Below are 14,023 nucleotides of genomic sequence, written 5' to 3'. Positions count from 1 at the left end.
CCTGATCCCGAACGGATGAATGGCACTTTCATCGCCTCAGAGGCGATGAAAGTGCCATTCATCCGGGAAGATCAGAGGGGAGTGCTCAGAGGGGGATGTTCTTGTGCGCGCCGCGGCGGACGGGGGCGGCGGCGAGGGCGGCGGTGACGACACTGCGCGTCTTCGCCGGATCGATCTCCTCGTCCACCACTCCGATCTCCACGGCGCGGTCGACTCCACCCGCCAGGGCGGCGTGTTCGACGGCCAGGCGGTCGTGCAGGGCCTCGCGCTCCTCCTCGGGGGCGGCGGCGAGGGCTCGCTTGTGCAGGATGCCGACGGCGGCCTTCGCGCCCATCACCGCGACCTCGGAGTCCGGCCACGCGAACACGGCGGTGGCACCGAGTGCGCGGGAGTTCATCGCGATGTAGGCGCCGCCGTAGATCTTGCGGGTCACCACGGTCACCCGGGGGACGGTCGCCTCGGCGAATGCGTGCAGCAACTTGGCGCCGCGCCGCACCACGCCCTCCCACTCCATGCTCACGCCGGGCAGGTATCCGGGCACGTCCACCAGCACGACGAGAGGGATACCGAACGCGTCGCACAACCGCACGAACCGCGCGGCCTTCTCCGCACTCTCGGAGTTCAGGCAGCCGCCGAGACGGATCGGATTGTTCGCGAGGACACCCACGGTGCGGCCACCGATGCGGCCGAGCCCGGTGACCATGCTGCGGGCGTAGTTGCCCTGCAGTTCCTCGAACGTGGACTCACCCTCGACGTTGTCGAGCAACTCGTGCACGATCGGCTTGACGTCGTAGGCGCGCTTCGCGGATTCGGGCATCAGTGCCCGCAGGTCGGTGTCGCCGTGTTCGGCGGCCACCAGGTCGAACTCGCCCTGCTCGGCGAACATCGACACGAGACGGCGCGCCCGGTGCAGGGCGTCGGATTCGTCCCGTGCCGCGATGTGGGCGACACCGGACTTCTTGCTGTGGGTGTCCGGGCCGCCGAGGGACTCCATGTCGACCTGTTCGCCGGTGACACTGCGCACCACGTCCGGTCCGGTGACGAAGACTCGTCCCTCCGGCGCCATGATGACGATGTCGGTGAGTGCGGGGCCGTAGGCGGCGCCGCCCGCGGCGAAGCCGAGGACGACGGAAATCTGGGGGATGCGGCCGGAGGCGCGCACCATGGCCTCGAACACGAGGCCGACGGCGTGGAGGGCCTCGACGCCCTCGGCCAGCCGGGCACCGCCCGAGTGCCAGAGCCCGACGATCGGGACCTGCTCGTCGAGGGCGGTGTCGATCGCCGTCACGATGTGCTTGCAACCCTCGACACCCATCGCGCCACCCATGACCTGCGCGTCCGAGGCGTAGGCGACGGTGCGGACGCCGTCGATGCGGCCGACGGCGGCGAGGACTCCGGACTTGTCACGAGGGTGGAGGAGCGAGACGGTGCCGGGGTCGAACAGACGACTCAGGCGGCCCAGCGGATCGCGGGGATCGGTGGGTGCATCGGACTTCGTCACCGGTGCCAAGATGGTCATCGCGTCCTCCTGAGTGCGTGTCCTGCGAGTTGTCGGGTGGGACGGTGGCCTTCCGGAAAGCCTTGCCGGAAGGCCACCACCCTCGATCCGTGCGGGTGGCAGGATCAGGCTCGACCGAAGGCGAGCGCGACGTTGTGCCCACCGAAGCCGAACGAGTTGTTGAGTGCGAAATCGAACTGTCCGTAGCGCGGCTCACCCGCGACGACGTCGAGGTCGATCTCTGGATCCTGGTTTTCGAGGTTGAGCGTCGGGGGAATGACCCCGTCGCGCAACGCCAGGACCGTGAGCACCGATTCGAGCGCACCGACGGCGCCGATCGAGTGCCCCAACGCGGACTTCGGTGCATACACGGCGGCGTGATTGCCGACAGCGGCGTTGATGGCCTTGGCCTCTGCCGTGTCGCCGATCGGGGTCGCCGTCGCGTGTGCGTTGACGTGGGCGATGTCGCTCTTGGCGAGGCCTGCGACCTCGATCGCCCGAGTCATCGCGCGCGCCGCGCCGGTCCCTTCCGGGTCCGGTGCCACGATGTGGAATCCGTCCGAGGTGATTCCCGCACCGAGCAGTCGGGCGTGAATCGTGGCTCCGCGCGCCTTGGCGTGCTCCTCGGTCTCGATGACCATGAGCGCACCCGCCTCGCCGAACACGAACCCGTCGCGGTCCTTGTCGAACGGACGGGACGCCGCGGTGGGATCGTCGTTGCGGGTACTCAGTGCCCGCATCATCGCGAAGCTGGCGATCGGCACCGCGTCGAGGTAGCCCTCGACGCCACCGGTGACGACGATGTCGGCATCGCCCATCGCGATCATGCGGAACGCGTGAGCGATGGCCTCCGAGCCCGACGAGCAGGCCGAGACCGGAGTGATGACGCCGGCGCGGGCACCGAGTTCGAGGCCCACGGTCGCGGACGGACCGTTCGGCATCACCATCTGCACCGCGAACGGCGACACCTTGCGGTAGCCGCCGGCGTTCATCTTGTCGACGGCATCGACGAGAGCCTCGCCGCCGCCGAGCCCGGTGCCGATCACGACGCCGAGGCGGTCCTTGTCGACCTCCGGGCTGCCCGCGTTCGACCAGACTTCACGGCTGAGGACGAGTGCGAGACGTTCGACATAGCTCATGCGCCGGATTTCCACCCGCGAGAGCGACTCGTCGGGGGAGACCTTGATGTGGCCACCGATCTTCACCGGCAGGTCGAACTCCTCGACGAAGGGGTCCTCGAGGCGGGTGATGCCACTCTCGCCTGCGAGGAGACCCTTCCACGTGCCATCCACATCACCAGCGATCGACGTCGACGTCGCGAGCGACGTGACGACGATGTTGGGGAAGTTCCCGTTGCGGGGCGAGGCGGAAGTCACGGCGTCGCTCACTCGTCGTCGTTCTTCGCGGCTTCGAGCTTCGCCTTCACGGCCTCCGCGGTCTCGCCACCCTCGGCCTCGAGCTTCTGGATGTAGTTGACGGCGTCGCCGACGGTGCGCAGGCTCGCGAGATCCTCGTCGGGGATCTTGACGCCGTACTTGTCCTCGGTCTGCACGGCGATCTCGACCATGGACAGGGAGTCGATGTCGAGGTCGTCGACGAAGGACTTCTCGACGGTCACCTCGGAGGGTTCGATGCCGGTGACCTCCTCGATGATCTGTCCGAGCTCGGCAACGATTTCTTCCTGGGTGAGTGCCACGGAGTGGCTCCCTTCTGCTTCGTGTTTCTCGAGTTGAACAGGCGCGTCCCCATCGGCCGCGCCTGCGGGCCCTGCTTGCACCCCTCGCGAGGTGCGCGCAGCAAACTAGCCGACTTTTCCAAGTTCAGCCAGTGCGGAGATATCTCCGGGGGTCTTCAGTGCCAACGCCGGTGTGCCGCGCATCTCGCGCTTGGCGATACCGACGAGGGTGCCTGCGGGCGGGAGTTCGGCGATGCCGTCGATGCTCTTCTCCCGCAGGGTGGCCGTGCACAGGTCCCAGCGGACGGGCCGGGTGACCTGGGCGGCGAGCTTGGTGAGGGCGTCCGCTCCCGAGGAGACGGGCTGCCCGTCGGAGTTGGACAGCAGGGTGCGGGTGGGCTCGCCGGGGGTGATCTTGGCGGCGGCGTCCGCGACCGCTTCCTGGGCGGGGGCCATGAAACGGGTGTGGAACGCGCCGGCGACCGGCAGGGCGCGGACACGCGCCTTCTCCGGCGGAGTCGCAGCGAGTTCCTCGAGCGCGGTGAGCAGGCCCGCGGCCACGATCTGGCCGGCCGCGTTGCGGTTGGCCGGCTCCAGGCCGAGCTCGTCGAGGCGAGCGAGGACGGCTTCCTCGTCGCCGCCCAGCACGGCGGACATGCCGGTGGGCTCGAGTGCACAGGCCTTGGCCATCTCGCTGCCACGAATGGCGGCGAGGGCGACGGCGTCGTCCGCGGAGAGGACGCCGGCCACCACGGCCGCAGCGAGTTCACCGACGGAATGGCCCGCGGCGACGGCGTCGCGCGGTACGAGGCCCTGCGCTTCGGCTTCCTCGTAGGCGAGGACCGCGGCGGCGACGACCAGCGGCTGGGTGACCGCGGTGTCGGTGATCTCCTCGGCGGTGGCCGAGGTGCCGAGGCGGACCAGGTCGAGGCCGGCGGCCTTCGACCACAACGCGAGACGATCAGCGGTACCGGGCAACTCCAGCCAGGGGCCGAGCATGCCGGGAGTCTGGGAGCCCTGACCCGGGGCGAGCAACGAAATCACCTTTCAAGAGAACACCGTCAGGTCGGTTCTCAGAGATGTTGTCGGCGATGAACTCTGTCAGGCAGATTTGTAGGGTTCCTCCAAATTCCCACGTCGGGCGGCCCTATCGATCGGGGGTGGGGTTTCGTTACTGGGAGAGTTCTCCATATGTGAACTTTGTGACTGATGTTAAACCTGAGATGGGTTCGTTATGCGAATGTGTCAGTCGACCTACTGTTGCTGCAACTCGGAGTACGTACGCGTCCCGGGGGTTTGTGGGATCTCGGCCCGTCACCTCGGCAATTTTCTTCAGTCGATATCGGACAGTATTTGGATGAACAAACAGCTGACGTGCGCAAGTCTCCACCGCACCTCCACAGTCGAGGTACGCGTCGAGGGTGTCCGTCAGAACAGAACCGGCGCCCGCGAGTGGTGCGACGATCGAGTCGTTGAGCGCACCGATGGCGGCGGCGTCCCCGAGCAGGGCCCGTTCCGGAAGTAGTTCCGCGGCGTGAACGGGGCGGGGTGCACCGCGCCAGCCCGCCACCGCCTGCATCGCGGTCAGCGCCTCGACCGCGCTGAAGTGTGCCGCGCCGAGGGTGGGCGTGGTGGGGCCGATCACCACCGGGTCGTCGGAGAACTTCGCCAGGAGGTCGGTGACGAACTGGGAGGCCCCGGTCGACCCGTGGACCTCGCCACTCACCACGGTGACCAGGCGTGAACCCTGGACGACGGCGAGCGCCGCCCGCCCGTGCTTCTGCGCGATCGCGTGCACGGTGGAGACCACCCCGACCCGCTCGTCCTCCGGAGGAGTCCCGACGATGACGGTGGCCGGCGCCGTGGCGTCCCAGTTCAGCGTGGCGGCCCGCGAGAGCATGTCGGAGCCGGTGTCACCCCGGACCACGGCATCGATGACGAGCGCCTCGAGCCGGGTGTCCCAGGCTCCGCGGGACTCGGCGGCACTCGCGTACACCGACGCCGCCGCGAAACCGAGCTCTCGTCCGTACCGCAACACCGCCTCGGTCAGCGCGGTGAGCTGCTGGTCGTTGCGGGCCAGGGCCGGAAGCCACTGCTCGAAGAACTCCATCGCGACCCGCACCATGTCCACCGTCTGACGCAACGTCAGTCGCCGGGCGAGGTCCTGCGGGATGACCTGGAAGGCATCCAGGCTGAAGCGGATGTCGCTGTTCGAGTCCTCGAGCCATTCGAGGAAGTTGATGACCGCGGTCTGCACCAGCAGTTGGACGTTGGCGCGTTGCGCGGCGTCGAGATTGTCGAAGAAGGGCAGTTGATCCTGCATCGCGGTGACAGCCTCGGTGGCGAGGCGGCCGGAGAACTGCTTGACCCGGCGGAGCAGCGCGTCGGGGAGGGGGTCACGGGTGGTCCGGCGTACCCGCTGACGCCCCACCGCTTGCTCGGCCATGTCCACGAAAATACGCCCACCCCCGTGCGGTGCGGACTCGCACGCGCGGGGGTGGGCGGTGTTTTCCCGGTTTCGCCGGTCAGCGGGTCACGCCACGCCCGGATCCGACGTCTGCTCGGGTGCGGCCAGCACGTCGTCGATGCGGTACCTCTCGGCGGCCTCCACGGCGCGCGCCCGGTCGACCGTGCCGTCCTCGGACAGGGCCAGCAGAGCGGCCACGGCGATCGACTCCGCGTCGACGTTGAAGTAGCGCCGCGCGGCCGTGCGGGTGTCGGAGAACCCGAAGCCGTCCGTGCCCAACGTCAGGTAGGTGCCGGGCACCCACTCACGGATCTGGTCGGGCACCGCCCGCATCCAGTCCGAGACCGCGACGAACGGGCCCTCGGCGTCGGCGAGGGCCTTCGTGACGTACGGCGTCGGGGCGTCCTCGGCCGGGGCACGCAGCGCCTGCTTTGCGCATCCGACACCGTCCCGGCGCAGCTCGCCCCACGAGGTGACCGACCAGACGTCGGCCTGTACGCCCCAGTCCTGCGCCAGCAGTTCCTGGGCGCGCAGCGCCTCGGGCATGATCACGCCGGACACCAGGATCTGCGCGCGCGCTCCCGAGCCCTCCGCGGCCTTGTACCGGTAGATGCCCTTGAGCACGCCCTCGACGTCGAGATCCTCGGGCTCGGCGGGCTGGACGTACGGTTCGTTGTAGATGGTGAGGTAGTAGAAGACGTTCTCGCCGCCGAACCCCTCGATGCCCTCCGTGCCGCAGTACATCCGGCGGATGCCGTCCCTGACGATGTGGGCGATCTCGTAGGAGAACGCCGGGTCGTAGGTGACGGCCGCCGGGTTGGTCGAGGCCAGCAACAGCGAATGCCCGTCCGCGTGCTGCAGCCCCTCACCGGTGAGGGTGGTGCGGCCCGCGGTGGCGCCGAGGACGAAACCGCGGGCCATCTGATCCGCCGCCGCCCAGAGCCCGTCGCCGGTGCGCTGGAACCCGAACATCGAATAGAAGATGTACATCGGGATCATCGGCTCGCCGTGCGTGGCGTAGGACGATCCGACCGCGGTGAACGACGCCGTCGAGCCGGCCTCGTTGATGCCCTCGTGCAGGATCTGCCCGGTCTCGCTCTCCTTGTAGGCGAGCATGAGATCCGCGTCCACCGAGGTGTAGAGCTGACCGAGCCGGTTGTAGATCTTCAGCGAGGGGAACCACGAGTCCATGCCGAACGTGCGGGCTTCGTCCGGGATGATCGGCACGATCCGCTTGCCGATCTCCTCGTCCCGCAGCAACTCCTTGACGATCCGCACGAACGCCATCGTGGTGGCCACGTTCTGCTTGCCCGAGCCCTTGCGGCCGATGGCGAACAACTTCTCGTCCGGCACCGCGAGGGGAGCCGCCTCGGTGCGCCGCTCGGGGATGAACCCGCCGAGTTGGCTGCGGCGTTCGAGCATGTAACGGATCTCCGGTGAATCCGGCCCGGGATGGTAGTAGGGCGGCAGGTACGGGTCCTTCTCGAGTTCCGCGTCCGAGATCGGGATCCGCTGGGCGTCGCGGAACGCCTTGAGGTCGTCGAGGGTGAGCTTCTTCATCTGGTGGGTGGCGTTGCGGCCCTCGAAGTGCTTGCCGAGCGTGTAGCCCTTGATGGTGTGCGCCAGGATCACCGTCGGCTGGCCCTTGTGTGTCATCGCCGCCGCGTAGGCCGCATGGATCTTGCGGTAGTCGTGGCCACCGCGCTTGAGGTTCCAGATGTCCCGGTCGGAGAGGTTCTTCACCAGTTCCTTCGTGCGGGGGTCGCGGCCGAAGAAGTGCTCGCGGACGAAGGCGCCGTCGTTGGCCTTGTAGGTCTGGTAGTCGCCGTCCGGGGTGGCGTTCATGAGGTTGACCAGCGCGCCGTCCTTGTCGGCGTGCAGCAGGGCGTCCCACTCGCGCCCCCACACCACCTTGATGACATTCCAGCCGGCGCCGCGGAAGAACGACTCGAGTTCCTGGATGATCTTGCCGTTGCCGCGGACCGGGCCGTCGAGGCGCTGCAGGTTGCAGTTGACGACGAAGGTGAGATTGTCGAGGCCCTCGGTGGCCGCGACATGTGCCAGGCCGCGCGATTCCGGCTCGTCCATCTCACCGTCGCCGAGGAACGCCCACACGTGCTGGTCCGAGGTGTCCTTGACGCCCCGGTCGTGCAGATAGTGGTTGAACCGGGCCTGGTAGATGGCATTCATCGGGCCCAGGCCCATCGACACGGTGGGGAACTCCCAGAAGTCGGGGAGCAGTCGCGGGTGCGGGTACGACGGGAGCCCGCCGCCGGGATGGCTGTGCTCCTGACGGAAGCCGTCGAGCAGATTCTCGTCGATGCGGCCCTCGAGGAACGCGCGCGCGTAGATGCCGGGGGAGGCGTGGCCCTGGATGAAGATGTGGTCGCCGCCGCCGGGATGATCCTTGCCGCGGAAGAAATGGTTGAAACCCACCTCGTACAGCGCGGCGGACGAGGCGTAGGTGGAGATGTGCCCGCCGACGCCGACTCCGGGACGCTGTGCGCGGTGCACCATGATCGCCGCGTTCCAGCGGATCCAGGCGCGGTAGCGGCGCTCGACTTCCTCGTCGCCCGGGAACCAGGGCTCGTTCTCGGTCGGAATGGTGTTGACGTAGTCGGTGGACGTCAGCGCGGGGAGCGCGACGTGTTTCTCACCGGCGCGCTCGAGCATGCGCAGCATCAGATAGCGTGCGCGCGTCGGTCCCGAGCGGTCGAGCAGTCCGTCGAACGACTCGAGCCATTCCTCGGTCTCGTCGGGATCGATGTCCGGTAGGTACGACGCGACGCCTTCCCGAATGACGCGGACCCGCCCCGGGGCGGCGCCGTTCGCGCCGCTCGGCGGAATCGGCTGCGCCGAACCGGCCCCCGCGCTCTGGTCTGACGCGCTCTCGGCCGACGCGGTCCGGTCTGACGCGGTCTGGTCTGACAACGTTGCTCCTCGTGGTAGTGGGATGCCGTGGTGGGAGACGCACGGTATGGCGTCCGTCCACGTGACCGGGCCGGTGTCGGGCCCGGTCACCTCGTGTTTCGTTGTGGCCCACGCCTCATCTTCCCCCATCGCGGCGCGTCCGGCACGGGGCCCTCGGGTTACCTGCGGGTAGCATTTCGTCCGGATCGTTCGTGGCCGTGTCGGTAGGCGCGGCAGCACCCGTCGGCGGTCCGGATCCGGTGGCCGAGTTCCGGTAGCCACCTGATGCGATCACGGCCGGATACGCGTACCGGCAGCGTTCACCCTCGTCGGGTCGTAGGCTCGACGACCAGAGGGTGGAACGAGATTTCTCGGGACTTTCCCGCGTGGTCGGCTTGCGCGATTGCCGTCGAGCATGTTCGCTTTCACCAACCGATCTACACGCGCGGTCCCCGGGCATCCCGTGGGCCGACAACCAAAGGAGGACCTCACCGTGGTCGCCGCGGCGGACGCCCAGAGCTATGTTCAGAAACTCGGGATCAACCCCGACATGGTGGTACAGGAACGTGGCTGGGACGAGGACACCGACGACGACCTGCGGGCCGCGGTCGAGGAGGTGATCGGAGACGAGATCCTCGACGAGGACTCCGACGAGGTCATCGACGTCGTCCTGTTGTGGTGGCGTGAGGGTGACGGCGACCTCGTCGATGCACTCATGGATGCCATCGGCCCGCTCGCGGACGAGGGCTTCGTGTGGGTGCTCACGCCCAAGACGGGTACGCCCGGGCACGTGGAACCGAGTGAGATCGCCGAGTCGGCACCGACCGCCGGGCTCACCCAGACCTCGGCAGCCAATCTCGGTGAGTGGTCCGGCAGCCGGCTGGTGCAGCCGAAGAATCCGGCGGGCAAGCGCTGATTCGCGTCTACCCGTACCGCAACGTCACGCACTACACGTAAGGACTTGCCATGCCTCTCGAGGTCGGTTCCGTCGCGCCCGATTTCACGCTCAAGGACCAGAACAACCAGGAAGTGACGCTCGCGGACTACCGGGGCGAGAAGAACGTGCTGCTGGTGTTCTACCCGCTCGCGTTCACCGGCACCTGCCAGGGCGAACTGTGTCGTGTCCGCGACGAGTTGCCCAAGTTCGAGAACGACGACACCGCGATCCTGGCGATCTCGGTGGGAGCCTCGCCGACCCACAAGATCTGGTCCGCGGAACAGGGCTACACCTTCCCGCTGCTGTCCGATTTCTGGCCGCACGGCGCCGTGGCGCAGGCGTACGGGGTCTTCAACGACAAGCTCGGTTTCGCCAACCGCGGCACCTTCGTCATCGACAAGGACGGCGTCATCCGGTTCGCCGAGATGAACGGCCCCGGTGAGGCCCGTGACCAGGGAGCTTGGGAGAAGGCCCTCGCTGCATTAGAGTCCTGATGCGCATTCGGTGAGCGATCACCGAGTGGCTTCGGGCGTGTAGCTCAGTGGTAGAGCTCTGGTTTTACACACCAGCGGTCGGGGGTTCGAAACCCTCCGCGCCCACCAGTTCTGTTCGAAATATCCGGAGGCCAGGCCCCGTTTTCGAATCCGCGCACGCTGCAGGCATCGACGCGGGCTGTAACGCGCGCGCGACGCCAACAGCATGCGCGGATCTCCGTGTCGCGGAGTATGTCCCTACGGCGCTCCGAACCCGTAGGTGTAGGTGCCGGCAGAGTCGTCCGGGTCAGGGAGTTCCAGCCACCTGCTCCCGTCCCAGTATCGCCTCCGTCGACCGTCCGGTCTCGGGTACCGACCCGCTTCTGCGCCGGTGTGCTCATCGTTGTTCATGGCGACCCGACCTCTCACTGGGGCCTACGCAATCGCAGGTCACGCTCTCGAGAATCGTATCGACCAGGTGAGCGCATCGGACAGCGATTCGGAATAGATGAAGCTACTCAGCGCGTCCCCGGCCCCACGCTCTCGTACGCCTCGGCCAGCATTCCGGCGAGGACGTCGTCGAGTTGCTCGTCCTCGGTGATCGTCAGGCGATGGGTAACGACCTTCTGCGTCGTCGGGAAGGCGTCGCGCAGCTGGGGATGGTGTACGCGGCGGAGCAGATCGACGGCCACCTCGAGCCGCGACGAGTAGATGAACGCGGCGGCGAACACCCGCGTGCGGGCCCACGCGACCTCGGTGCGGTGGACGCGTTCCTCGATGTCGTCGCCGAGGTCCGTGACCATCGTGCGGAAGGTCAGCAGACGCCGGACGGCATCGGGGTCCTGGTCCGCCAGGTACCCGTCGAGGGTGGGGGTCATCATGCTCCTTTACTCCGCTGGAAACGGTAGTTGATACAACTGTGGGCGTGACGCTCACTCCCCGTCCCGGCCGCGCCAGGGCCCTCGGACTGCTACTCGGCTTCGCGGCGGACCGGGCATTCGGCGACCCTCGGCGACGGCACCCGGTCGCCGGATTCGGCGCCCTGGCACTGCGCACGGAATGCGCGCTCTACCGGGACAGCCGTGCGGCCGGAATCGCCTACACGACAATCCTGGTGGCTGGCACCGCGTGTGCCGGGGTCGCGGCGGACCGGGCGGTCCGGCGAGTGGGCCCCGGCGCCGTCGTCGCGACCACCGCGCTGGCCACCTGGACGGTCCTGGGCGGGACGTCACTGGCACGCACCGGCGCGGGCATGGCGCAGCGCCTGGGGCAGCCGGGCCTCGACGATGCCCGGGCGCTGCTGCCGTCGTTGTGCGGCCGGGACCCGAGTGCGCTCGATCGGGACGGGCTGGCCCGGGCGGCGCTCGAGTCCGTCGCCGAGAACACCTCCGACGCCGCCGTCGCCCCGCTGCTGTGGGGCGGCGCGTTCGGCATCCCCGGTCTGCTCGCCTACCGGGCGGCCAACACCCTCGATGCGATGGTGGGTTATCGCTCCGAGCGCTACCGCAACTTCGGCTGGGCATCGGCGCGTCTGGACGACGCCCTCAACCTGGTGCCGGCGAGAGTGGCGGGTGCACTGACCGTCGCGGCGGCACCCGTCGTCGGAGGTTCGCCTCGCCGCGCGTGGCAGGCCTGGCGCTCGGACGCCGCCGCCCACCCGAGTCCCAACGCGGGTGTGGCGGAGGCCTCCGCGGCGGGTGCCCTGGGAATCGCCCTCGGCGGACGGACCGAGTATCCGCACGGGGTGGAGATGCGTCCGGTGCTCGGCCGGGGGCCGGCGCCGACGGTCGCGGATCTCCCCCGGGCGGTGCGGCTGTCCCACGCGGTGCAGGCCGGCGCCGTGGTGGTGTCAGCGGCGCTTGCCGTAGCGGTCGGCCAGTTTCGCGTCGGCCGCCGACAGCGGCGTCTCCGGCGCCTTGGGGCCGCGACGGAACCGGCCGCGCGGTAACACGATGTCGTCCACCGACGGGCGTGCCCCCGCCGAGTTCGCCGTCGCATCCTCCACCGAGTCCTCCACCGGGTCCGCCACGGAGGCGCTCCGGCTCGAGGGTTTCTGCGGGGGAGTGGGGCCTTCCGGTTCCGGACGGTCCGTGGGCGGAGTGGGCTCGGGTCCGCCGTCGCCGCCCGCCTTCTCCTTGCGGCGCTCGCGCAGTTCGGCGCGCACGAAGTACGCCAGGCCGAGCGGGGCCATGATGCCGAAGGCGAGCCACTGCAGTCCGTAGGAGAGGTACGGTCCGGCATCGAGCTGAGGTAGCGGGATCGTTCCCAGCCCACCCGGCTGATCCGGCTCCAGCTGCAGGTATGTGTCGACGAGATCGACTCCGACGAAGTCGCCGACCTGTCCGGGATTGATCGTGTAGACCTGCCGGACGTCGCCCTCGACCATCGGGTCGCGGCCCGGGGCCACCCCCTCGGGCATCCGGATCCGGCCGGCGAGAGTCACCTCGCCCGTGGGAGCGGGATCGACCGGGGGAGCCTGCGTGCCCAGCACAGGCCGCACGTAGCCGCGATTGACGAGCAGTGCCCGGCCGTCCTCGAGACGGAACGGGGTCAACACCTCGTAGGCCGGCTGAGACTCGATCGACCGCAGGCGCACGAGGGCGTCACTGTCCGGTACGTACGAGCCGGTGGCCGTCACCTGCCGCCACTCGTCGTCGGGTGAGGTGCCGTCCGCGCCCACCAGGGATTCCACCGGGACCGGGTCCGCCTCGATCGAGTCCGCGATGAGCTGGTTGCGGTGCTCGGTACTGGTGTTCTTGCCCAGCTGCCACGGCGCGAGGACGGAGAAGCACAGGAAGGCGAAGGCGACCACGAGCAGAGCCAGCACGATCCAGCTGGGACGCAGCAGAAACTTCAGCCTTCGCACGGTTCCACGGTAACCGGTCGCGGACCCGTGGCCGGAGGCGAGGTCGCTGCCGCGCGCACCCAGGCGAGTAGTCCGGGGATCGCGGCCTCGATCTGCGCGCGCACCGTCTCGAATTCGGACAACTCGCCGTAATAGGGATCGGCCACCGAATCCGAGTCGGCCTCCGGGTCGAAGCTGCGCAGGAGGCGGCGCCGCTCGGTGGGGACGCCGAGGCGGGCCAACCGGCGATCGTGCCCGGTGTCGAGGGCCACCACCAGATCGGCGGCCAGATGGTCGGGCCCGACCTTCGCGGCCCGATGCCCGGTGGGATATCCGTGCGCGGTCAGCACCGCATCGGTGCGCTCGTCCGCCTCGTCGCCTGCGTGCCACCCGTCGGTCCCGGCGCTCGACACCCGCACCGTATCGGCCAGCCCGGCCCGCTCGAGGTGGCCGAGAAGGATCTTCTCCGCCATCGGGGACCGGCAGATGTTGCCGGTGCACACGAACGTCACGTGCAGTGACGGCTGGTCAGCCGCCGCTCCGTCATGCGGCATCGAGCACCTCCCGGAGTTGGTCGACCGAATCGAGCACGTGGTCCGCGCCCGCGGACTCGGCCGGGTGGCCGTACCCCCAGCCGGCGAACACCGAGGCCAGGCCCCAGTGCGCGGCGCCGAGGATGTCGTGGTCGCGATCGCCGATCATCGTGACGCCGCGGCCCGACGCGGCGGTCGCGGGCACACCCAGTGCGGTCAGCGAGTGCGCGATGACGTCCTTCTTCGCGCGGCGACTGCCGTCGTCGCTGGCCCCGCCGATGAACTCGAAACGGTCGGCGAGCTCGAAGTGCTCCAGGATCCGGACGGCGAAACGCTCGCTCTTCGAGGTGGCCACGGCCATCCGATACCCGCGGTCTCGGGCGGTGTCCAGAACGGCGGGTATGCCGTCGAAGACGGAGTTCTCGGCCCACCCGATCGAGTCGTACCGGTCGAGATAGGCGTCGAGCGCCCGCCGCGCGGTGGCCTCGTCGAGGCCCAGGGAACGGATCGTGTCCATCATCGGCGGCCCGATGACGGTGTCCAGCTGCGTCTGCGTCGGTGCGGGCAGGCCCACCGCCGCGAGCGCGTGCCGGAACCCGGCGTGGATGCCGGGAGCCGAATCGGTGAGCGTTCCGTCCAGGTCGAAGAGCAGGATCGGGGAGTCGGGTGAAGGGACTGGCACCGT

13 protein-coding genes and 1 tRNA gene are annotated in these 14,023 nt (G+C 68.8%); 4 read left to right on the top strand and 10 right to left on the bottom strand.

Annotated features, from left to right (window positions below; all coding sequences use genetic code 11):
- Nucleotides 1–85: 85 nt before the first annotated feature.
- From G4H71_RS01320 to aceE, 6 genes are all read right to left on the bottom strand, one after another.
- Nucleotides 86–1,519 carry an acyl-CoA carboxylase subunit beta gene (locus tag G4H71_RS01320; protein WP_072737668.1) on the bottom strand — a complete coding sequence of 478 codons (1,434 nt, stop codon included), beginning with the start codon at nucleotides 1,517–1,519 and terminating at the stop codon, nucleotides 86–88.
- A 104-nt stretch (nucleotides 1,520–1,623) separates the two neighbouring features.
- Entirely contained in the window at nucleotides 1,624–2,874 is a 1,251-nt protein-coding gene (locus G4H71_RS01315; protein ID WP_072737831.1) for a KasA/KasB family beta-ketoacyl-ACP synthase, read from the bottom strand.
- Between the two features lie 8 nt (nucleotides 2,875–2,882).
- Entirely contained in the window at nucleotides 2,883–3,194 is a 312-nt protein-coding gene (gene acpM / locus G4H71_RS01310) for a meromycolate extension acyl carrier protein AcpM (protein WP_072737669.1), read from the bottom strand.
- 105 nt (nucleotides 3,195–3,299) lie between these two features.
- On the bottom strand, nucleotides 3,300–4,217 hold the full coding sequence (locus G4H71_RS01305) for an ACP S-malonyltransferase (RefSeq protein ID WP_072737670.1): 918 nt from the start codon (nucleotides 4,215–4,217) through the stop codon (nucleotides 3,300–3,302).
- Nucleotides 4,218–4,344: 127 nt separating this feature from the next.
- Entirely contained in the window at nucleotides 4,345–5,619 is a 1,275-nt protein-coding gene (locus G4H71_RS01300) for a PucR family transcriptional regulator (protein ID WP_072737671.1), read from the bottom strand.
- An 87-nt stretch (nucleotides 5,620–5,706) separates the two neighbouring features.
- Nucleotides 5,707–8,487, bottom strand: coding sequence for a pyruvate dehydrogenase (acetyl-transferring), homodimeric type (aceE, locus tag G4H71_RS01295; protein ID WP_083342907.1), 2,781 nt, complete (start codon nucleotides 8,485–8,487; stop codon nucleotides 5,707–5,709).
- A 556-nt stretch (nucleotides 8,488–9,043) separates the two neighbouring features.
- Here aceE and G4H71_RS01290 point away from each other — a divergent pair.
- From G4H71_RS01290 to G4H71_RS01280, 3 genes are all read left to right on the top strand, one after another.
- Entirely contained in the window at nucleotides 9,044–9,466 is a 423-nt protein-coding gene (locus G4H71_RS01290) for a DUF3052 domain-containing protein (RefSeq protein ID WP_072737672.1), read from the top strand.
- 50 nt (nucleotides 9,467–9,516) lie between these two features.
- Nucleotides 9,517–9,981, top strand: coding sequence for a peroxiredoxin (locus G4H71_RS01285; RefSeq protein WP_072737673.1), 465 nt, complete (start codon nucleotides 9,517–9,519; stop codon nucleotides 9,979–9,981).
- Between the two features lie 33 nt (nucleotides 9,982–10,014).
- Nucleotides 10,015–10,089 (top strand) — tRNA-Val (locus G4H71_RS01280).
- 389 nt (nucleotides 10,090–10,478) lie between these two features.
- Here the strand turns inward: G4H71_RS01280 and G4H71_RS01275 are convergent.
- A complete protein-coding gene (locus tag G4H71_RS01275; RefSeq protein ID WP_072737833.1) occupies nucleotides 10,479–10,838 on the bottom strand; it encodes a DUF5655 domain-containing protein in 360 nt (119 codons plus the stop codon).
- 47 nt (nucleotides 10,839–10,885) lie between these two features.
- Here G4H71_RS01275 and G4H71_RS01270 point away from each other — a divergent pair, with 47 nt between their 5' ends.
- The gene (locus G4H71_RS01270) at nucleotides 10,886–11,908 is read left to right on the top strand and encodes a cobalamin biosynthesis protein (RefSeq protein WP_072737674.1); all 1,023 of its coding nucleotides are present in this window, start codon (nucleotides 10,886–10,888) and stop codon (nucleotides 11,906–11,908) included.
- Here the strand turns inward: G4H71_RS01270 and G4H71_RS01265 are convergent.
- Genes G4H71_RS01265 through G4H71_RS01255 form a run of 3 tightly spaced genes read right to left on the bottom strand, consistent with a single transcriptional unit; the run spans nucleotide 11,810 to nucleotide 14,020 of the window.
- On the bottom strand, nucleotides 11,810–12,826 hold the full coding sequence (locus G4H71_RS01265; RefSeq protein WP_072737675.1) for an SURF1 family cytochrome oxidase biogenesis protein: 1,017 nt from the start codon (nucleotides 12,824–12,826) through the stop codon (nucleotides 11,810–11,812). The two genes, G4H71_RS01270 and G4H71_RS01265, sit on opposite strands and share 99 nt — an antisense overlap.
- Complete coding sequence (locus G4H71_RS01260; protein WP_072737676.1) at nucleotides 12,814–13,359, bottom strand: low molecular weight protein-tyrosine-phosphatase; 546 nt, start codon at nucleotides 13,357–13,359, stop codon at nucleotides 12,814–12,816. Before G4H71_RS01260 ends, G4H71_RS01265 begins: the two co-directional genes overlap by 13 nt.
- Complete coding sequence (locus tag G4H71_RS01255; protein ID WP_246442645.1) at nucleotides 13,349–14,020, bottom strand: HAD-IA family hydrolase; 672 nt, start codon at nucleotides 14,018–14,020, stop codon at nucleotides 13,349–13,351. Before G4H71_RS01255 ends, G4H71_RS01260 begins: the two co-directional genes overlap by 11 nt.
- Nucleotides 14,021–14,023: the final 3 nt, after the last annotated feature.

Source organism: Rhodococcus triatomae, assembly GCF_014217785.1.
Classification (GTDB): Bacteria; Actinomycetota; Actinomycetes; order Mycobacteriales; family Mycobacteriaceae; genus Rhodococcus_F; species Rhodococcus_F triatomae.
Note: the sequence above shows the minus strand (reverse complement) of the source record. Positions and strands in the feature narration are given on the sequence as shown.

Excerpts from the sequence above, each read along its gene's own strand:
- G4H71_RS01260 (WP_072737676.1), bottom strand. The coding sequence starts at position 13,359 with ATGCCGCATGACGGAGCGGCGGCTGACCAGCCGTCACTGCACGTGACG.
- G4H71_RS01300 (WP_072737671.1), bottom strand. The coding sequence starts at position 5,619 with ATGGCCGAGCAAGCGGTGGGGCGTCAGCGGGTACGCCGGACCACCCGT.
- G4H71_RS01285 (WP_072737673.1), top strand. The coding sequence starts at position 9,517 with ATGCCTCTCGAGGTCGGTTCCGTCGCGCCCGATTTCACGCTCAAGGAC.
- G4H71_RS01275 (WP_072737833.1), bottom strand. The coding sequence starts at position 10,838 with ATGACCCCCACCCTCGACGGGTACCTGGCGGACCAGGACCCCGATGCC.
- G4H71_RS01320 (WP_072737668.1), bottom strand. The coding sequence starts at position 1,519 with ATGACCATCTTGGCACCGGTGACGAAGTCCGATGCACCCACCGATCCC.